Origin of the sequence: Amycolatopsis pittospori, assembly GCF_013870525.1 — a bacterium.
GTDB lineage: Bacteria > Actinomycetota > Actinomycetes > Mycobacteriales > Pseudonocardiaceae > Amycolatopsis > Amycolatopsis pittospori.
The window spans coordinates 76,154-94,348 of the sequence record NZ_JACBXD010000021.1 but is presented as its reverse complement, the minus strand read 5'-3'; the positions used below and the strand labels follow the sequence as shown (position 1 = coordinate 94,348).

16 protein-coding genes are annotated in these 18,195 nt (G+C 68.4%); 5 read left to right on the top strand and 11 right to left on the bottom strand.

Translation table 11 applies throughout. The features are described 5' to 3' along the window. Positions 1-114: 114 nt before the first annotated feature. Positions 115-1,008: an LLM class flavin-dependent oxidoreductase gene (locus H5J31_RS14770; RefSeq protein WP_181773124.1), complete on the bottom strand. Its 894-nt coding sequence runs from the start codon at positions 1,006-1,008 to the stop codon at positions 115-117. Positions 1,009-1,054: 46 nt separating this feature from the next. On the opposite strand from H5J31_RS14770, the gene H5J31_RS14765 reads away from it, so the two are divergent. Next, positions 1,055-1,891, top strand: a complete 837-nt coding sequence (locus tag H5J31_RS14765; protein ID WP_181773123.1) for an HAD family hydrolase — start codon at positions 1,055-1,057, stop codon at positions 1,889-1,891. Positions 1,892-1,901: 10 nt separating this feature from the next. Here the strand turns inward: H5J31_RS14765 and H5J31_RS14760 are convergent, their stop codons facing one another. Further along, complete coding sequence (locus H5J31_RS14760) at positions 1,902-2,636, bottom strand: lysophospholipid acyltransferase family protein (RefSeq protein WP_181773122.1); 735 nt, start codon at positions 2,634-2,636, stop codon at positions 1,902-1,904. 101 nt (positions 2,637-2,737) lie between these two features. On the opposite strand from H5J31_RS14760, the gene H5J31_RS14755 reads away from it, so the two are divergent. Continuing rightward, the gene (locus H5J31_RS14755; protein WP_181773121.1) at positions 2,738-3,988 is read left to right on the top strand and encodes a hypothetical protein; all 1,251 of its coding nucleotides are present in this window, start codon (positions 2,738-2,740) and stop codon (positions 3,986-3,988) included. On the opposite strand, the gene wsfD is transcribed toward H5J31_RS14755, so the two are convergent. Beyond that, entirely contained in the window at positions 3,949-5,415 is a 1,467-nt protein-coding gene (gene wsfD, locus H5J31_RS14750) for a glycan biosynthesis hexose transferase WsfD (RefSeq protein ID WP_181773120.1), read from the bottom strand. The genes H5J31_RS14755 and wsfD overlap by 40 nt on opposite strands. Then, a complete protein-coding gene (locus H5J31_RS14745; protein WP_181773119.1) occupies positions 5,412-7,025 on the bottom strand; it encodes a hypothetical protein in 1,614 nt (537 codons plus the stop codon). The genes wsfD and H5J31_RS14745 overlap by 4 nt, the downstream gene beginning before the upstream one ends. A gap of 272 nt (positions 7,026-7,297) precedes the next feature. Here H5J31_RS14745 and H5J31_RS14740 point away from each other — a divergent pair, with 272 nt between their 5' ends. After that, positions 7,298-9,235, top strand: a complete 1,938-nt coding sequence (locus tag H5J31_RS14740) for a DUF6541 family protein (protein ID WP_181773118.1) — start codon at positions 7,298-7,300, stop codon at positions 9,233-9,235. Between the two features lie 157 nt (positions 9,236-9,392). On the opposite strand, the gene H5J31_RS14735 is transcribed toward H5J31_RS14740, so the two are convergent. From H5J31_RS14735 to H5J31_RS14705, 7 genes are all read right to left on the bottom strand, one after another. Then, positions 9,393-10,358 (bottom strand): lysylphosphatidylglycerol synthase transmembrane domain-containing protein, encoded by a 966-nt coding sequence (locus tag H5J31_RS14735; protein ID WP_181773117.1) that lies wholly within the window; start codon positions 10,356-10,358, stop codon positions 9,393-9,395. Between the two features lie 34 nt (positions 10,359-10,392). After that, positions 10,393-11,634, bottom strand: a complete 1,242-nt coding sequence (locus tag H5J31_RS14730; protein ID WP_181773116.1) for an acyl-CoA reductase — start codon at positions 11,632-11,634, stop codon at positions 10,393-10,395. Further along, positions 11,631-12,683, bottom strand: a complete 1,053-nt coding sequence (locus H5J31_RS14725) for a LuxE/PaaK family acyltransferase (RefSeq protein ID WP_181773115.1) — start codon at positions 12,681-12,683, stop codon at positions 11,631-11,633. The genes H5J31_RS14730 and H5J31_RS14725 overlap by 4 nt, the downstream gene beginning before the upstream one ends. A gap of 157 nt (positions 12,684-12,840) precedes the next feature. Continuing rightward, complete coding sequence (locus H5J31_RS14720; protein ID WP_181773114.1) at positions 12,841-14,238, bottom strand: AMP-binding protein; 1,398 nt, start codon at positions 14,236-14,238, stop codon at positions 12,841-12,843. Beyond that, positions 14,238-14,963 carry an SDR family NAD(P)-dependent oxidoreductase gene (locus H5J31_RS14715; protein WP_181773113.1) on the bottom strand — a complete coding sequence of 242 codons (726 nt, stop codon included), beginning with the start codon at positions 14,961-14,963 and terminating at the stop codon, positions 14,238-14,240. Before H5J31_RS14715 ends, H5J31_RS14720 begins: the two co-directional genes overlap by 1 nt. Further along, positions 14,963-15,202: an acyl carrier protein gene (locus H5J31_RS14710; RefSeq protein WP_005149592.1), complete on the bottom strand. Its 240-nt coding sequence runs from the start codon at positions 15,200-15,202 to the stop codon at positions 14,963-14,965. Before H5J31_RS14710 ends, H5J31_RS14715 begins: the two co-directional genes overlap by 1 nt. 17 nt (positions 15,203-15,219) lie before the next feature. Further along, positions 15,220-15,945, bottom strand: a complete 726-nt coding sequence (locus tag H5J31_RS14705) for a UDP-N-acetylglucosamine acyltransferase (RefSeq protein WP_181773112.1) — start codon at positions 15,943-15,945, stop codon at positions 15,220-15,222. 158 nt (positions 15,946-16,103) lie between these two features. On the opposite strand from H5J31_RS14705, the gene H5J31_RS14700 reads away from it, so the two are divergent. Next, the gene (locus H5J31_RS14700; RefSeq protein ID WP_181773111.1) at positions 16,104-17,210 is read left to right on the top strand and encodes a DegT/DnrJ/EryC1/StrS family aminotransferase; all 1,107 of its coding nucleotides are present in this window, start codon (positions 16,104-16,106) and stop codon (positions 17,208-17,210) included. Further along, positions 17,207-18,166: a Gfo/Idh/MocA family protein gene (locus H5J31_RS14695; RefSeq protein WP_181773110.1), complete on the top strand. Its 960-nt coding sequence runs from the start codon at positions 17,207-17,209 to the stop codon at positions 18,164-18,166. The genes H5J31_RS14700 and H5J31_RS14695 overlap by 4 nt, the downstream gene beginning before the upstream one ends. The last annotated feature ends 29 nt before the right edge of the window (positions 18,167-18,195 follow it).

Sequence of the window (18,195 nt, the reverse complement as noted above, 5' to 3'; positions counted from 1 at the left end):
GGGTGACCCATGAGGGGCAGCCGCCTGGCGGCCACACCCACTCGCTGTACTCATCTCTCAGACGACTGTTAGGCGGAACCGGTTTACCCGTCGCCTCAACGTCACCCGATCGGCCTAAGAGTTTCTTCCCTGGAGTACCGGTAGTACGTCGCGGGCGACTTCTTCGAGCGTCGATTCACGGCCGACGTAGTAGTCGCCGGAGCGTGGCCAGTGGGTGACGATGTCGGTGAAGCCGAGTTCACCGGCCCGGCCCGCCGCGTCGGTGAACGCGCCGACGCTGGAGAGTGAGAAGACCGGGGCCGAGTCGAGGCTCAGGAACCGCTGCACGCTCGCCTTGTCGCGGCCGACGGCCTCGACGCGCTCGTCGAAGGTCTTCACGAGTTCCGCGACGCCCTTCCACCATTCGTCCTGGGTCTCGGCCTTGATGCCGGTGGTGGCCCAGCCGGCGCCGAAGCGCGCGGCGAGCGTCATCGTGCGCGGGCCGTTCGCGGCGACCAGGAACGGCAGTCGCGGCCGCTGCACGCAGCCGGGCTGGTTCCGGGCGCCCTTGGCCCGGTAGTACTCGCCCTCGAAATCGAAGCGGTCGGTCATCAGGAGGCCGTCCAGCGCCTCGACGAACTCGGCGAAGCGGTCCGTGCGCTCTTTCGTCGACAGCTCCGGGCCGTCGAGGACGGCGGCGTCGTAGTGGGACTGCGGGACGCCGGCGCCCACGCCGAGGATGAAGCGGCCGTCGGAGATGTCGTCGAGGGTGGTCAGCTCACGTGTGAACGGCACGGGATGCCGCGCGACGGGCGAGGCCACGAAGGTGCCCAGCCTGATTCGCGACGTCACCATGGCGGCGGCCGTCAACGTCGGCATCGCACTGAACCACGGGCCGTCGACGAGAGTCCGCCAGCCGAGGTGGTCGTACGTCCAAGCGTGGTCGAAGCCGTACTCCTCGGCGGCCCGCCATTTCGGCTCGGCCGCCCACCAACGATCTTCCGGAAGGATCACGATGCCTACGCGCACACCCCGGAAGGTAGCGGTGCCCGGCGACACTTCGCCCGATGGGCGGATGTTCGGGGACAATGTCACGGTGGAGAAACCCCTTCTGATCGCGTCCGACGTCGACGGCACCCTGCTCGGCCCGTTGGAGGCCCTGTCCCAGCGCACGATCGACGTCGTCCGGCGCGTCACCGAGGACGGGATCCCCTTCGTGCTGGTCAGCGGCCGTCCGCCGCGCTGGATCGCCCCGATCGCGACCCCGCTGAACCTGACCGGATACGCCGTCTGCGCGAACGGCGCGGTGCTCTACGAGATCGGGACCGACCGGATCGTGGCGGTCCACGGGCTGCTGGAACCCACGCTGCTGCATGACACCGTGAGTGCTCTTGATCACGCCCTTCCCGGCTGCCGGTACGCCGCGGAGCGGGTCGGCGAGACCGCGCGGGACCCGCACACGCGCAACTTCGTGATCGAGCCGGACTACCACAACCCCTGGGGCAACCACGAGGGCGCGGAGGCGCCGAGGGCCGAGGTGCTCGGGCATCCGGCGATCAAACTGCTGATCAGCAGGCGTGGGATGAGCTCCGACGAGATGGCTCGGGCGGCGCGCGAGGTGCTCGACGGCTCCGTCGACATCACCTACTCGACGAACACCGGCCTGATCGAGGTCGCCGCGCACGGCATCACCAAGGCGACCGGGCTGGCCGAGGTCGCCGAGCGGCTCGGAGTCCCGGGCGAGCGGGTGATCGCGTTCGGGGACATGCCCAACGACGTCGAGATGCTCGACTGGGCAGGGCATGGCGTCGCGATGGCGAACGGTCACCGCTACGTCCTGGACGTCGCCGACGAGGTGACCGCGCCGAACTCCGAGGACGGCGTCGCGCAGGTTCTCGAGCGCTGGTTCTAGCCGTCAGGCGTCAGCGGCGCTCGCGGTCGAGCCGGGCGGCCTCTTCCGGCGTCGGCGCGGTGCCGCCGAGGTGCGCGGGCAGCCACCAGCGCTCGTCGTCGGAGGACGGCTTCTCGGGATAGTCCGCCTGGACCCGCTCGACCAACGCGGACATCCGCACGCGAAGGTCCTTCGAGAGGACCTCGGCGTCTTCTTCGGCCTTCGGGTGCATCGGCTCGCCCACGAGGATCGAGATCGGGACGTGGCGTTTGGTGAGGTCCTTCGGGTGGCCCTTGGTCCACAGCCGCTGCGTGCCCCACAGCGCCATGGGCACGACCGGGACGCCCGCTTCGGCGGCCATCCGGACGGCACCGGACTTGATGTCCTTGACGGTGAACGAACGGCTGATCGTGGCTTCGGGAAACACCCCGACGACCTCGCCGGCCTTCAGGCGCTCGACGGCTTCCTGGTACGACGCGAGGCCCGCGCCACGGTCGACGGAGATGTGGTGCATCCCGCGCATGAGCGGACCGGCGATGCGATTGCTGAAGATCTCCTTCTTCGCCATGAACCTGACCAGGCGTTTCGCCGGTTGGGCGCCGAGTCCGCAGAAGATGAAGTCGAGATAACTCACGTGGTTGCAGGCGATGACCGCCCCACCCTCGGCGGGGATGTGCTCGGTGCCCTCCACCCGGATGCGGTTGTCCAGCACCCGGAACATCAGCTTCGCCGCCATGATGACGGGCGGGTAAACGAGCTCAGCCATTCGTTCAGGTTACGCTACCGTAGGGTAACCGACCTACGGTCGCGTAGCTCACATCGAGGTATCCGCGGCATCATCCCAGGTCAGTGCACTAATCTGCGGTGGTGACGCACGAAACCTCCGAAATCGTCCTCATGCCGAGAGGAAGACCCGGCGCTCAGCGCTTCTGGGCCTATCTCGCGCTGGGTACGATTTCCCTGATCAATCTGATCTCCTTCATGCCCAAGTTCCCCAAGCCGCACGAGCAGGCCTGGGGGGACGCGGTGAACTACTACCGCATGTCGGAGCAGACCGGCGCGGCCGTGGAGAACCCGTTCGCGCTGCGGATGTTGAGCCCCTGGATCGTTCACCGGGGCAATCTCTTGACCGGGCTTTCGCTCGATGTCCTCTGGGTCGCCTTCACCTTCGTGGTCACTCTCGCGACGATCCTCGTCTTCTTCGAATTCCTGCGCTCGTACCTGAAGCTGCAGTTGTTCACCTCGATGCTCGCGTCGATCGCACTGGCCTGCACGTTCTGGTACGCGCCGTACGCGTTCAGCAACCCGTACCTGGTGGATCCGCTCAACAACCTGCTCTACCTGCTCGCGATCTGGTTCATCCTCAAGCGCAAGCTGATCCCGTTCGCGATCGTCATCGTCCTCGGCGCGATCAACAAGGAGACCACGCTCCTGCTGGCGCCGCTGTACCCGCTGATCGCGTGGACGCGCGGCCGATCCTTCCGCGATCGCGATGTCCTGGGGGGCATCGGCGTGTTCGTGGTCGCCGTCGGTATCTACATCGGCTACCGGCTCTGGGCGCAGAACCTCATCGGCGGCGACTACGGCTTCGGCGCGGGCCAGTCCAACAGTGGTCTGCTCGACAACATCCGGTTCGCCCTCAACGCGAGCAAGGGCGCCGGCCAGGTCGAACTGTTCAACACCTTCCACTTCTTCTGGCTGATCTTCGGCTACGGCCTCTACCAGCAGTACCGCCGCTATGGCCTGCGCTCGGAACTGCTGATCTCCAGTGTCTGGCTGTTCGCGTGCTGCCTGGCCGGGCGCCTGGTCGCCACGGACACCCCGCGGGTGTTCGTGATGATGGCCCCGCTGATCGTCGCGATCACCGCGTTCGTCCTCGACCAGCAGCGAAGCGAGGGACGGCGGCTCTGGGTCGGCGCGCTGTTCTTCCTCTACGTGGCGATGAACCTGCGGTTCGTCGGCGGCGCGGCGGTGTTCTGGGTCGACGCCGTCGCACTCCTGATCTTCGCGGGGCTGGTGTCGTACCCGACGACACCCCGCTGGTCACGGAACACGGGCTTCACCGGTTTCCGGCCGCATCAGGGGACTTTGGACACCCGCGACGTCGGCTCGTCCTGAGCCGCGAAGGTCACCGGCGCCAGGACGACGGCGAGCAGCGTGCAGTACAGCGCGATCGCCTGGTGCTTGACGTTCTCCAGGCCGTCACCCAGCGCCGCCAGCGCGAACTGCCCGGCGGCGACGGCGAGCAAGAAGCCCAGCGCGACGCCCACCGCGTCGCGACGGGTCTTCCAGCCACGCCAGGCGATCAGCGCCCATAGCGGCAGCAACGCGAAGAAACCCAGTGGTGCCAGCAGGTTCGTCAACGTCGACGCGACCGGGACGCGGTATTCCTGCGCCTCCGGGCCGAAGCCGGCCGACTGGTCGAAGCTCCCCAGGTAGGGCGGCCGCGCGGTGAGCAGGTCGCCCGCCGCGCGGTGCAGGATCCCGATGGTGCGCAAGGGATGCGCGGCGAAGTACTCGACGACGTTGCGCCTGCTGATCTGCTCGCGGTACTTCGGGTACTCGGGATCCATCGTGGCAGGCTTCGGATGCCACCAGCCGTTGCCCGCGTACTGGGCGAACGAGGCGGGCAGACCGAGTGCCGCGAGGTCTCCCCGGGTGTCGTGCCGACCGTCCACAATGGTCAGGAAAATCGTGTTGAACATGTTGATCTCGCGCGAATCGTCGCCCGGGCGTGCGGCGAGTGAGCCGTCGGGCAGCTTCGCCGGTTCGACGGTCTGCTGCGCGTACGCGGTCCCTCCGGCGAGCGCGCCGATCACGAAGACCACGGGAAGCCACCGCTTCAGCCCGCGGATCCCGGCCGGGCGGACGAGCACCACGGCGAGCGCGAGCAACGGCAGGATCATCAGCGTCTGCACCTTGGCGTTGACGGCGATGACGCCGCCGAAGACCAGGACCACCAAGCCCGCGTAGCGCCACCAACCCGGCCGCGCGGCCACCAGCAGGCCGCCGAGGGCGAGCAGCAGCCCGAGGAACGCGGCGCCTTCGCCGAGCACGGACGCGAAGTAACCGAAGAACGCGGAGTCCGCGACGACCAGCAGAAGCCCCGCGGTCGCGAGTACGCGAACGCGGCGCGAGTACGGCAGCCCGACGACGATCAACGCGACCGCGGCGGCGGCGAGCACGCTCATGACCACGCCGAGCACGATCAGGCTGAGCGTCGATTCCAGGCCGAGCAGGCCGCCGAGGGACCGTGCGATCCGCGCGAACCAGCTCTGACTCAGGAGATAGGTCGCGTCGCATTCGCCCGCCGGAGCGGTGTACTCCAGGCGCGCGAACTGCTCCGGCTTGCCCTTCCACGGGATGCCCGCGCCGCACAGCACGCGAAAGCCGTCACCGTTGTCGGACATCCCGATCGGCCGCGGCACGAGGAACCGGACGAGGAGCACGGTGAGCGCGGCGGCGAATACGCCGAGGCCGAACAGGCGCGCAGGTGCTTCAGGCGCTGCCGGTCGGCTCAGGGGGACGCGTTCGTCGACACTCACGAAGGGCACGGTACGTGGCGGAAATCGGGTGAACGGTCCAGGGCCGACGTGACCGACCGTTCGACGTCCGCTCGCAGGAACACGGTGAGCCACGACGAAGTGCCTTCGCGCAGGAAGCTCGCGGCGCGGTATCTCAAGGCGTACGCCGAGTCGATCACACAGGACTGCGTCGCCGCGTAGCCGCTGTCGGTGATGACGGCGAGCGTCGGACGCCTTCGGGAGACGACGGCCTCGCCGATCTCCTCGGTCTGACCACGGACGCCGACGATCTGCAGCTGCGTCCCGGCGTGATACGACAGCACACCGGGTGCGGAGGTACTCACGATCGAACCGGGCGGCAGGTAGGCGTCGAGCCAGCGGCCGATCTCCTCCATCTGCGCGCCGTGGTCGTGCCAGGCGCGCACGCGGGTCAGCATCTCGGGACTGAACACCGAGACCAGCACCGCGAGCCCGGACAGCGTCATCGCGGCGGCGGGCATCAGCCGCTGCACCTGCGGCCTCGGCCGCGGACTCGGCTTCGTGGCCACGGTGAGCACGCCGTAGACCGACACCGCCGCGACCGAAAGCAGCGGCGGGATCGGCGCGAGCAGACGCCACGCCGGACCGGCGTCGCCGCCGAAGAAGACCACGAAACCGGTGAGTCCGACGGTGGTGACGAGCATCAGCCAGGTCAGCGAACGGGCCTCGGACTCGTGCGGCGACCCGCCGGTGCCGCGGCGCAGCGACAACGCCACCGCCGCGACCAGGCCGAGCAGCAGGAACCCCTGGTGCACCACCGAGAACCCGGACAGGTACTGCCAGCCGCGGTCGATCCGCGCGCCGACATCGACGTCGAAGGGAATGAGGACCGACGACGGGAGGACGTGGTCGTAATAGGTCACCCGCCACGCCGTCCACGGCGCGGCGAAGACGAGGGCGCCGAGCAGCCAGCCCGCCGGCGACCACCAGGTGTACCGGCCGCGCAGCGCGGCGATGAGCAGCCAGAGCCCGACGAGCACAGCGAGCAGCATCCCCGCCGGACGCGTCATCATCGCGAAGGAGACGAGCACCCCGGCGACGACCGGGCGCCGGGCCGCGAGCGAGGCGAAGACGCCGAACATGAGCAGCACGAACAACGGCGTCTCGGTTCCGGACCCGCCGTACGCGGCGAGGCCGCCGGCGCCCGCGACGAGCACCGCAGCGGCCACGCCGTAGGCCGGACGCGGCTCACCGGCCGCGCGGGCGACCACCCGGTTGACCGTGACGTACGCGAGCAGGACGGCACCGAGCGTGGCGAGGAGGCCGAGCACGATCGCGGACGTCTCGATATCGGCACCGAAAGCGGCCTTCGGCAACGCGATCGCGATCATCCAGAGGAAATTCGCGTAGCCCTCGACCCGTTCCCCGGTGTTGAACACCGGGCCATTGCCGTCGGCGATGTTCAACGCGTAACGGAAAGTGATGTAGGCGTCTTCGGCGATGGTCGAGAACAACAGCTGGTGTATCAGTGAGAAACCGAGAGTCAGCGAAAGCGCGACGGCACGCCAGTTCCTGTCCGCGCCGATCTTGGGCCAGGCCAAGAGAACGAAGGCGGCGACCAAGAACCAGGCGCCGACGACCGCGACCACCACCTGATCCCCACCCTTCCGGGCCGAGCCTCTCCCCTGGCGAAAAGACTACGGTCAAGTATCGATCACCGCGCCAAGGTGTTTCTTTTGGCGCAGTTAGTTGACACGAATGGGTGAGTAATGAGCGCCCTGAGTAGACGATGTTGCGCCGTTTTCCCCGTCGGGATGTGACCTGTTCGTGTAACGGTCGCAGCCGGTTAATCTGGCTTCCCATTCGTTCCGCACCCCGGGGGTTCTGTGCGGATTTCCCACCCCCGAGGATGCTCGTGCCGCTCGTGCCCACTGAGACCTCCGCGCTGACCGACGTCGTCACGGTCTGTGTCGCACTGCTCGTCATCGGACTTCCCGGACTGCTCACCGGTCTCGCCGCCGGGCTGCGTGGCTGGGTCCTCGCCGGTATGGCTCCGCTGCTGAGCTACGCCATCGGCGGTCTCGCCGGGCCCTGGTCGGCCGCGCTCGGAATCCCGTTCAACCCCGTGACCTACGCGGTGGCGACGGCCTTGTTCGCCGGAGTCGCGTACGGCCTGCGACGGCTCACCCTGCGCCGGTGGCCGCCCCCGCCGGAGGAACCACTGTGGGGCCGGACGGGACACCTGGCCGTCGGGGTGTGCGTACTGCTCGCGGGCGCCATCGGGATGTACGCGGTGGTGCGCGGGATGGGCAGGCTCGACGCCATCCCGCAGGGTTTCGACGCGGTGTATCACGCGAACGGCGTCCGGGAGCTCGCCGAGACCGGGGACGGCAGCCTGTTCGGTACCGGCGAGGTCAACTGGTACGGCGACGCGCCGCCGGTGTTCTATCCCAACGCGTATCACCTGCTCGCGTCCGTGGTGTACCTGCTCAGCCCCGCGAGCATCCCTCTGACACTGGACGTGAACACCGCGCTGCTGCCCGTACTGCTCGCGTTGTCGCTGGTCACGATGGTGCGCGTGTTCCGGGGCCGCGCGGTGTTCGCGGGCGCGGTCGCGCTCGTCTCCATCGCACCGGTGATGGGACTGTACGAATCGATGAGCAGGGGACCTTTGCTCCCGTTTCTGCTCGGACTCGCACTGACACCGCTGGCCGCCGTCGCGGTGAAGCGATACCTCGACCGCCCCGCACCCGATACCGGCTTCGTGCTGCTGATCGGCGCCGTCGGGCTGCTGTGCGTGCATTCGTCGGCGTTGTTCGGCGCGATCCTGTTCGCCGGCCCGCTACTGCTGCAACGGTGGATCGCGCCGGGCGAGCGGTGGCGGCGGATCGGGCGGGACCTGCGCGCGCTGGCGATCGTCGGCGTCGTCGCGAGCGTGGTCGCGGGGCTGCAGTTGTTCGGCGCGATCGGGCTCGCGAACGGCGAGGTGCCCTACCGCAGCTGGCCGGTCGAATGGCGGGCGACGACGGCACTCGGCGCGCTGCTGGGCTTCCAGCACTACGAGCCGTATCCGCAGCTCTGGCTGTCGGCGGCGCTGCTCGCGGGTTTCATCTTCTTCGCGCGGGCGGGTGCGCTGCGCTGGATCGGCGTGACCGCGCTGATCACGGGACTGGCGTACATCGTGGTGACGTCGTCGGAACAGCCGATCGTGCTGGCGCTGTCCCGGCCGTGGTGGAACGACCCGTACCGGTTCATGTCGATGGCGGCGATCCCGCTGTCCATCATCGCGGCGCACGGTCTCGCCGAGACGCAGGCCTGGCTCCGGGACACCGTGGTGCACCGGAAGGTGCCGGCGCTCGTCGTCGCTGTGGTGGTGTTCGGCGGCTTCGCGTTCCTGAGCAACGGGTTCTACGCGCGCTCGAACGCGGAGAAGATCGCACCCGGATACGCGAACACGCCCGGCACCAACACGCACAAACTGCCGGTGAGCCCCGACGAGGTCGTGGCCATGGAGAAGCTGGCCGAGTTCGCCGCGCCCGGTGAGCGCGCGCTGAACGACCGGCTGGACGGAACGGTGTGGACGTACGCGGTTTCCGGCGTCCGCACGGTTTCCGGGCATTTCGACGAGACACTTTCGCCGTCGGACGCGCGGCTGCTGGAGTTGCACTTCCGCGAGTACCCGTCGAATCCCGACGTGCGGGCGGCGACGCGACGGCTGAACGTGCGATGGGTGATCCTCGGCCAGTACGGCTATCCGCCGGGCGCCCCGCGTCAGGCCGGACTGCGCGACCTGGAGGGTCTGAACTTCGTCACCGAGGTCTACCGGAACGCCGATGCCGTCGTCTACCGGCTGAACCCCTGACGCGTTTAGTCCTCTGGATGCGGTAGTTGCGCGTGCATCCATCGCGAGTAGGTGCCGAATCGCGGGGGCTGGAGGACGGCGCGCGTGATCCAGTGGACGACACGCGTGACTGAGCGGACGGTATGCGTGATTGGACGGACGGCACGCCGCGAAGGGGTCAGCGGGCGGCGAGGCGTGCGGAGAGGGCGGCGGCGCCGGCGGTGATCAGGTCGGCGACGGTGAACATGACGCGCGAAGCGATGGCGAAGGCCGTCGCCTGGCCGACGGTGAGACCGGACGCGGTCAGCACGGCGACCTGCGCGACCTCGCGGACACCGACCCCGCTGGGCAGGATGAACGCGAACGTCCCGACGGTCATCGCGACGGCCATCGCGCCGACACAAAGGACGAAACCGCTGAAGCCGGGCGTGCCGACGGAGTTCGCCAGCAGCCACAGGTGCACACCCTGCAACGCCCACGCGGCGGTCGACGAGCCGAACACCTTGCCGACGACCGACCAGCTCAGCCGGTGGTCCAGCGGCGGGCGGCGCAGGATCCGCAGCACCAGCGACGTGCCCCAGGTGAGCACGCGCGGGTGCAGCATCGCCAGCCCGACCGGGATGAGCACGAACAGCCACATCGCCCGCGGGCTGTTGCTGAACACGGCGGGCGCCGCGAGCAGCGAGACGACCAGCGCGGACACCACGCCGACGCCGAGCTGGATCAGCGAACCGGTGAAGATCCGGGCCCTCGCGAGCCCCGCCTTGCGCCCCAGCTCCATCTGCAGCAGGTACGCCCACACCGAACCCGGCACGTACTTGCCGAGCGAGCCGACGAGGCAGATCTGCGCGCCCCGGGCGTAGCCGATCGGCTTGCCGAGGTCGTCGACCATGACCTGCCAGCCGTAGGTCGACACCATGATCGCGGCGATCAGCGCGAGCAGGCTCAACGTGGAGGATTCCCAGGCGACGTCGGACAACGTCCGCCAGAATTCACCCCAATTGGCGACGAGTGTCTTCGCCGCGAAACCGACGACGGCGATGATGGCGATCCAGCGGACGACGTCGAGGATCTTCGCTTTGGTGGATTTCGGCTGCTTTACCGCAACCGGAGACTCCTCCTCGGGCGTTTCGACTGTCGTCACTGAACCTCCTCGCAAAGAACTCTGTCTCCGCAGGTCAGACCTGTACGGTCACCAGACGGCTGAACTCGGTCAGCAGATCGTAGCCGTCCCAAATCGCGGAGAACGTCAGGGCCGATCCGAACGGAACGACACGGTCGACACCGCGGCCCGCCAATTCCGTCACGAATTCGGTCAATTCTTCTTTGGTGAAGCCGAATTGACCGACGGTTTGATCTTTGCGGAGCACGATCGGCACGAGGTCGGAAAGCGTGTCGACACGCGCGTTGGCGAACGTGCCCGCGCCGAGCCACTCGCGCGGCAGGATCGCGGGATCGGTCAGTTCGAGCGTCGCGAGGCCGTTGCCCTGGAATTCGATGCCGTCGACGAGCCCGTCGACGGCGGCGCCGTACGCCGAAACCCGCTTCTGGACGGCCATCGCGGGCTCGGTGACGTGCTGTTTCGTCGCCAGCACCTCGGCGAGCAGCGTCCGGAACTCCTGCCCGGCTTCGCGAGCGCCTGCTTCGTCACCGACCCAGAACACCGCGCGCGGCGACGAGCAGGCGGCCTGGTCGAACCAGTAGGAGTCGTTGTAGAAGCCTTCGGCGGCACCGCGGCGCTCGGCCTCGGAGGCGTTCTGCCAGCCGCGCACCGACGCGACCGCGAACGACGAGCGGTCCGGGAAGGTCAGGTCGCGCGCGTGCGGTGCCAGCGGGTACTTGCGCAGCGCCGCGACCGAGGCGTCACCGCCCCAGATGACCCGCAGGTCCGCGGCGACCGAGAGCGCGCCACTGATCGCGTCGCTGCGGTCGTAGGTGACCATGCGCTGCGTCGCGGTGATCGCGGCCGCGGTGTCGGCGTCCACTTCGGACAGTGCGGCGTTCAGCGCCTCCAGCACCGTCTCGGCCGCACCGGCCGAACGCGACGACACCCGGACGACGTTGTGGTTGCCCGCGAGCGCGGAAAGTGCCCACGAGTACACGAAGATCGTGTCGACGTTGGCGGGCGGGACGTGGAAGACGAGGCCGCGCGGGAACCGCAGCGCTTCGCCGGAAGTCTCCAAAGTGGACAGAGCCTTGGCGATTTCACCCTTACGCAGGAAGAAACCGAGCGACGCCAGTTCCGGGAATCGCCGGGCCGTCGCGGGCGCGAGAAGTTTGCGCGCGAACTTCGTCAGGAACTCGACGACACGCGGGTCACCGACGCGCAGCCGTCCGCCGACGGGCTCGGCCCGCAGCTCTTCGACGAGCTTGTCGACCTCGATGGCGTCCGAAAGCGGAAAACGCTGGTTGAGGGTCATGCCGCCGCTCCCTGGAAGGTGTCCGAGCAACCGCGGGCTTCGGCCTTGGGCAGCCTGCCCATGACCGAGAAATGCTTGCCCGGCCAGTCCCCGTCGTCGATCCCGTTGTAGACGCCCAGATCCTCGGTGAGCAGGACGTGGCCCGGGTACGAGTGCGGCAGCGTGCTGACGACCTCGATCACCCCCGGCTCGCCGACCGGCTGCTCTTCCCAGGTCTCCGGGTTCCGGATCACGACGTCGGCGAAATCGGGGCAGTACAAAGAGTTCCCGGACGGTCCTTCGAGGAACACGGTGCCGATCTGCTCGATCATCCCGTAGTAGTTGTGGATCTGGGTGAGTCCGGTGTCCTCTTTGAAGCGACGGCGGAACTCGGTGTTGTCGACCGCGCGGTCGATCAGCTTCTTCCAGCCACCGGAGTGGATCAGGATCCCGTTCGAGAGGTCCAGTTCGTGCTCACGCGCGACCTCGTAGAGGTATTGCCACACCATGAAGGTGAAGCCGAAGATCAGGAACGGCTTGTCGCCGTAGGTCGCGAGGAACTGCTTGACCGCTTCGACGTCCGGCTGGTCGTTCTCGTCGAGCACGTAGGTGTGCTTGCGGCCGAAGTTCGCCATGCCCAGCACACCCGCGCCGCGCGCGGAGAACGAGCGGCGGTTCTTGATGATGCCGATGGTGTCGACCATCAGCATCGGCAGCCGCTCGCCGCCGAGGACCTCCTGCAGCGTCGCGCCGAGCTGCTTGGTCTGCGCGCCGGCGGCGGCCTTGTCCAGGTAGATCCGCGACGCGCCCGCGCCGGTGGTGCCCGAGGACGTCAGCGTCTTGAAGACCTCCGACTCGGGGATGCTCCGCAGGTCGTGCGTCTTGAACATCCGCACCGGCAGCCACGGCAGATCCGCGATCGAGGCGAACGACGCGTCCCGGGCGATGCCGAGCGACGAGAGGATCCGGTCGTACCCCTCGGAGTTCTCGCGGTGGTGCGCGGTCAGTTCGGCGAGCTGCGGAAGCAAGTGCTTCTCGCGCTCGGCCTGAGACAGCGTAAAGACGCTCATACTGTTTCCTCCGCGAGTTTGCGCGCAACCGCGATCGTGTCGACAGGGCTTGACATGGCCTTACCCGTCACCTGCCCGACAAAGACGCCCTGCCACCCCGATAGCGGGGCCTGACGGCCAACGCGCGCTCTGCGGTCGGCTCGTGTGCCGCGGCTACTCATACCTGGGCCTCCAGCGACCGGTAGTCGATCTTGCCGCTGGCCAGCAGCGGCACGGTGTCGATGGGGCGGACGTCGAAACCGCTCGTGTGCAGGTGGAGCCGCTCGGACAGCGCCTTGGCGGCGTCCTTGCAGATGTCCTTGTCGGCCCCTTCGGCGAACAGGACGACCTTGTCCCCGGCCGGGACGGCGGCCACGACGTCGATCCCCACCGAAGCAGAACGCACGGCGTGCTCGAGATCATCCAGGCTGACCCGGTTCCCGAAGACCTTGCCGATCCGCTTGAGCCGTCCGGTGATGTAGAGGAACCCGTCCTCGTCGAGGTAACCGAGGTCGCCGGTGGGCAGCACGCCGCCCCATTCGTCGCCCGCGGCCAGCCCGGCCTCGTCGTCGGCGTAACCCATCATCACGTTGGGCCCGCGGTAGACGACCTCGCCGACGATCTTCGGATGCTTGGTCTCGGAGCCGTCCTCGCGCCGGATGGCGAACGAGCCGCCGGGCAACGCGGGCCCGGCCGAACCGAGCTTCTCCGCGAGCCGTTCCGCCGGGACGGTGGTCATCCGCGGCGCGGCCTCGGTCTGCCCGTACATGACGAACATACGGCCGCCGACCGCGCGGATCTTGTCGTTGAACTGGGCGACGAGGTCGTCGCGGAGCTTGCCACCCGCCTGGGTCAGCGTGCGCAGCGTCGGGTACTTCGCCGGGTCGAACTTGAGGCGCCGCAGCATCTCGTAGTGGTACGGCACGCCGGCGAGCGACGTCGCCTTGTGCTCGTTGACCGCGTCCCAGAACCCGCGTCCGAGCACGCCGGACGGCTCGATGACGACGGTCGCGCCGCGGACGAGGTGCGAGTTCAGCACGGACAGGCCGTAGCTGTAGTGCAGCGGGAGGCTGGTCGGCGCGACCTCGTCACGGTCGATGCCGAGCACTTCGGCGATCGCGTCGGCGTTGGCGAACACCGCGCCACGCGACAGCCGGACCAATTTGGGGTTGCCGGTGGATCCGCTGGTCGGCAGCAGGATCGCCAGGTGGGGATGCGGCTCGATACCTTCAACGGACTCGCGGACCCAGTGGCCGTCGGAGACTCCATAACCCTCAGGCGCGGGCGCGTCCGGCGCGGACAGCACGGCCGACGGCCGGAACCGCTCGATGAGCCCGGCCAGGACGTCGGCGTCCAGCGCCGGGTCGATCAGCGCGATCGCCCGGCCCGCTTCGAAAGCGCCGAGGTAGTTCAGCACGCTGTCGAGGTCCACCGACATCCGCGCGAACAACGCGCCCGGCGGCAGCAGCGACAACGCCGTCCCCACGCGGGTGACCTCGGTGTCGAGTTCCTCGCCCGCGAGCGTCTTGCCGCTCGTGACGTCGATGAGTCGTGCACCCACACCCAAAAGGGTCATCAGAGAACTAATCCTCCATCGATGCCCAGCACCTGCCCGGTGATGAACGAAGCGTCATCACTGACGAGGAACCGGATCGCGTTCGCCACGTCCTCGGGCGTCCCGAGCCGTCCGAGCGGCGTCTTGCCGATATTCTCGGCCTTGGCGTCGTCGGTCAGGCCCGAGGTCAGGTCGGTGTCGATGACACCGGGCGCCACGGCGTTGACCCGGATCCCGGAGCGGCCGAGTTCCTTCGCGGCCGAACGCGCGATGTTCGCCACCGCCGCCTTCGAGGCCGCGTACACCGTCTGACCGGCGCTTCCGTGCTCGCCGACGATCGAGGCGAGCACCACGATCGCACCGGTTTTCTTCCGCATCATCGCCCGGGCCGCGGCCTGGACGGTGTGCAGCGTGCCGGCGACGTTCGTGCTCAGCGTGGTGTCGACCAGTTCCTCGCGGATCATGCCGAGGAGCGCGTCCTCCATGATCCCGGCGTTGGCGACCACGATGTCCAGCTTGCCGTGCTCCTTGGCCACGCCGCGGACCAGCGTCGACACGGCCTTGGCGTCGGTGACGTCCAGCGCGAGACCGCTCGCGGCCCCCGCCGCGGCCGCCGCTTCCTTGGCCTTGGCCTCGTCGCGGCCGGTCAGCACCACGGTGGCGCCCGCCTCGGCGAGCGCCCGCGCGGTGGCCAGCCCGATCCCTCGGGTGCCCCCGGTGACCAGGGCGACCTTGCCTTCGAGCATCACTTGGACTGGAGGTCGGTCACCATGTCGACGGCGACCTTGAAGCTGGACATGTCGATCACCTGGTCGGTGTCGAATTCCACATCGAACTCGTCCTCGATGGCCGCGACCAGCGCCATGTGCCCCACCGAGTCCCAGGCCTCGATGTCGCGGTACTTCAGGTTCTCGACATCGACCTCGCCGTCGAGGTCCAGCGCCTCGACGAAGACCTCACGCAGCTTGCCGGCGACTTCCGCCATCGTTGAACTCCTAGTACTCACTCGCGCGGACGGGCGTCCCACGCCTTCACCAAGGTAGAGAGGTCGCCGGGCAGCCGGTCGGCCAGCCCGTCCTCAGGGAGACCGCCCTTACCCTTCAGCCACGGTCCCAGTGCCTCGATGGTGGCCTCGTCCAGCCCGCGACGGGACAGCCCGACGGTATTGACGCCTGTCACCCGTGCGGGGTTGCCGACGGCGATGGTGAACGCGCCCACCTCCTTGCGGACCGCGGAGCTCATCCCGACCATCGCGCCGGGGCCGATCACGACCCGCTGGTGCAGGATCGCGCCCATGCCCAGGTTCGCGCCAGACCAGATGTGGCAGTGGCCACCGGTGATGACGTTCGAGGCGACGGTGACGGCGTCCTCGACCAGGCAGTCGTGCGCAATGTGGGAGCCGCGGAGGAAATAGCCGCCGTCGCCGATGGTGGTCGTGCGCCAGGTGCCCTGGTGGACGCTGACGTACTCGCGGATCCGGTTGCGGCTGCCGATGACGACGCCGTGGCCGTCGTGATCGGGATCACCGGTCGGCGCGGCTTCCCAGGCCGCGGGGTGCTCGCGGCCGCGGTCCTCACCCGGGGTCCCGATGGTCACGTGCGGGCCGATCCAGTTGCCGTCGCCGATGCGGGCGGGCCCCACGATGACCGTGAACGGCCCGATGACGTTGTCGTCGCCGAGCTCGACACCCTCGCCGATGATCGCGGTCGGGTGGATGCGGTTCACCACGTGAGATCCGTTCGTTGTGGCTGGGAGACAGCCTGGGGTAATGGGCGCTTCGGCGGTCCCGGTAACGTGTGGCCCGCGCCAGAGAGGGCGGCCGGACGCAGAACCGGCGGCTCACTGTACCGGACGCACCAGAACGCCCAGTCGAGAGAGACTTGCAGATGATCCCCATTACCGTGGTCGACGTCCGTGACGCGGAGGACCTCGTCGTCGAGGTGCTGCGATCCGGCGCCATCGCACAGGGACCGATGGTCAAGCGCTTCGAGGACGCGTTCGCGACCGTTTCCGGCACGAAGCACGCGATCGCCGTCAACAACGGCACCACCGCGCTGGTCGCCGCGCTCCAGGCGCTCGACCTCAAGCCGGGCGACGAGGTCGTCACCTCGCCGTTCACCTTCGTGGCGACGCTGAACGCGATCCTGGAAGCCGGCGCGACCGTCCGCTTCGCCGACATCCGGCGCGACGACTTCGCGATCGACCCGGACGCCGTCGCCGCCGCGGTCACCGACCGCACCAAGGTCCTCATGCCGGTGCACCTCTACGGGCAGACCGCGGACATGGGCAAGCTCGCGCCGCTGGCCGCCGAGCACGGTCTCCAGGTCATCGAGGACTCCGCGCAGGCGGTCGGGGCGTCGTTCGAGGGCAAGCAGGCGGGGTCCTTCGGGATCGGCTGCTTCTCCTTGTACGCCACCAAGAACATCACCACCGCCGAGGGCGGCGTCATCACCACGGATGACGACAAGCTGGCCGACGCGCTGCGCGTCCTGCGCAACCAGGGCATGCGTGCCCGCTACCAGTACGAGGTCGCCGGGCACAACTACCGGATGACCGATCTGCACGCCGCCGTCGGCATCCCGCAGCTGGAGAAGCTGGACCAGCTCACCGCCGCCCGCCAGTCCAACGCGAAGCGCCTTTCCGAAGGCCTCGCCGGCACCCCGGGTCTCGACATCCCGCAGGTCCTCCCGGGCCGCGAACACGTGTGGCACCAGTACACCGTGCTGGTCGGCCCGCACGCGTTCCTCTCGCGTGACGAGCTCGCCGCCGCGCTCACCGAACGCGGCATCGGCAACGGGATCTACTACCCGAAGATCGTCTTCGACTACGACTGCTACCGGAACAACCCGCTGATCCCCGACGCGAAGGTCGAGGACTTCCCGGTGGCCGCTTCCGTCGCCGCTCAGGCGCTTTCCCTGCCTGTGCACCCGCACCTTTCCGAGTCCGACCTGGACACCATCATCGAAACGGTTCGTGAGGTGCTCGGCGCATGACCACGCACAAGATCGCCCTCATCGGTACGGGGAACATGGGCTCGCTGCACGCCCGTGTGCTCGCGGCGAACGAGAACGTGGACCTCGTCCGCGTGATCGACCCGCGCGAAGAGGCCGGCCGCAAGGTCGCCGAACGCTACGAAACCCAGTGGACGCCCGAAATCGGCTCACTGTCCGATGTGGACGCTGTTGTGCTCGCTTCGGCCACCGAGGCGCATTACGAGCTGGCGCAGGAGGTTCTGGGCCAGGGCAAGCCGATGCTGGTCGAGAAGCCGGTCTGCAACAGCCTCGAATTCTCCCAGGAGATCGTCGGGCTGTCGGCGAAGAAGGACGTCCCGCTGATGTGCGGGCTCCTGGAGCGCTACAACCCGGCCGTGATGACCGCGCGGGCGCTGGTGAACGAGCCGATCCACCTGATGGCCCGCCGCCACGGCCCGTACGCGCCGCGCATCAAGACCGGTGTCGCCTGGGACCTGCTGGTGCACGACGTCGACCTGGCGATCCAGTTCTTCGGCGGCGCGACCCCGGCGCGGGTCGCCTCCGGCGCCGGCTACTTCCACCCGAACTCGGTCGAGGGCGCCGAAGACACCATCGAGACGGTGCTTTCGTTCGAGACCGGACTCGCCACGGTTTCCGCGTCCCGCCTGGGACAGCGCAAGGTCCGTTCGCTCTGGGTGTCCGAATTGGACCGTATGATCGAGATCGACCTGCTCCGCCGCGACGTCACCATCTACCGGCACGTCTCGCACGACTCGGTCACCCCGGACGGCCTCGGCTACCGGCAGCAGACCGTCATCGAGATCCCGGAACTGGTCACCGCCCGCGAGCCATTGGCCACCCAGCTGGACCGGTTCCTCGAACTGCTCGAAGGCAAGATCGACGCCGGCACCGAGCGCGACCTGATCCTCCCGTCGCACACCGTCGTCGACCAGGTCCTCACCCAGGCCGCCGCCTGATTCCTCGCGTTCAGTCCTCTGAATGCGGT

Excerpts from the sequence above, each read along its gene's own strand:
- H5J31_RS14730 (WP_181773116.1), bottom strand. The coding sequence starts at position 11,634 with ATGACCCTCAACCAGCGTTTTCCGCTTTCGGACGCCATCGAGGTCGAC.
- H5J31_RS14725 (WP_181773115.1), bottom strand. The coding sequence starts at position 12,683 with ATGAGCGTCTTTACGCTGTCTCAGGCCGAGCGCGAGAAGCACTTGCTT.
- H5J31_RS14695 (WP_181773110.1), top strand. The coding sequence starts at position 17,207 with ATGACCACGCACAAGATCGCCCTCATCGGTACGGGGAACATGGGCTCG.
- H5J31_RS14715 (WP_181773113.1), bottom strand. The coding sequence starts at position 14,963 with ATGCTCGAAGGCAAGGTCGCCCTGGTCACCGGGGGCACCCGAGGGATC.
- H5J31_RS14765 (WP_181773123.1), top strand. The coding sequence starts at position 1,055 with ATGTTCGGGGACAATGTCACGGTGGAGAAACCCCTTCTGATCGCGTCC.
- H5J31_RS14720 (WP_181773114.1), bottom strand. The coding sequence starts at position 14,238 with ATGACCCTTTTGGGTGTGGGTGCACGACTCATCGACGTCACGAGCGGC.
- H5J31_RS14700 (WP_181773111.1), top strand. The coding sequence starts at position 16,104 with ATGATCCCCATTACCGTGGTCGACGTCCGTGACGCGGAGGACCTCGTC.
- H5J31_RS14710 (WP_005149592.1), bottom strand. The coding sequence starts at position 15,202 with ATGGCGGAAGTCGCCGGCAAGCTGCGTGAGGTCTTCGTCGAGGCGCTG.
- H5J31_RS14760 (WP_181773122.1), bottom strand. The coding sequence starts at position 2,636 with ATGGCTGAGCTCGTTTACCCGCCCGTCATCATGGCGGCGAAGCTGATG.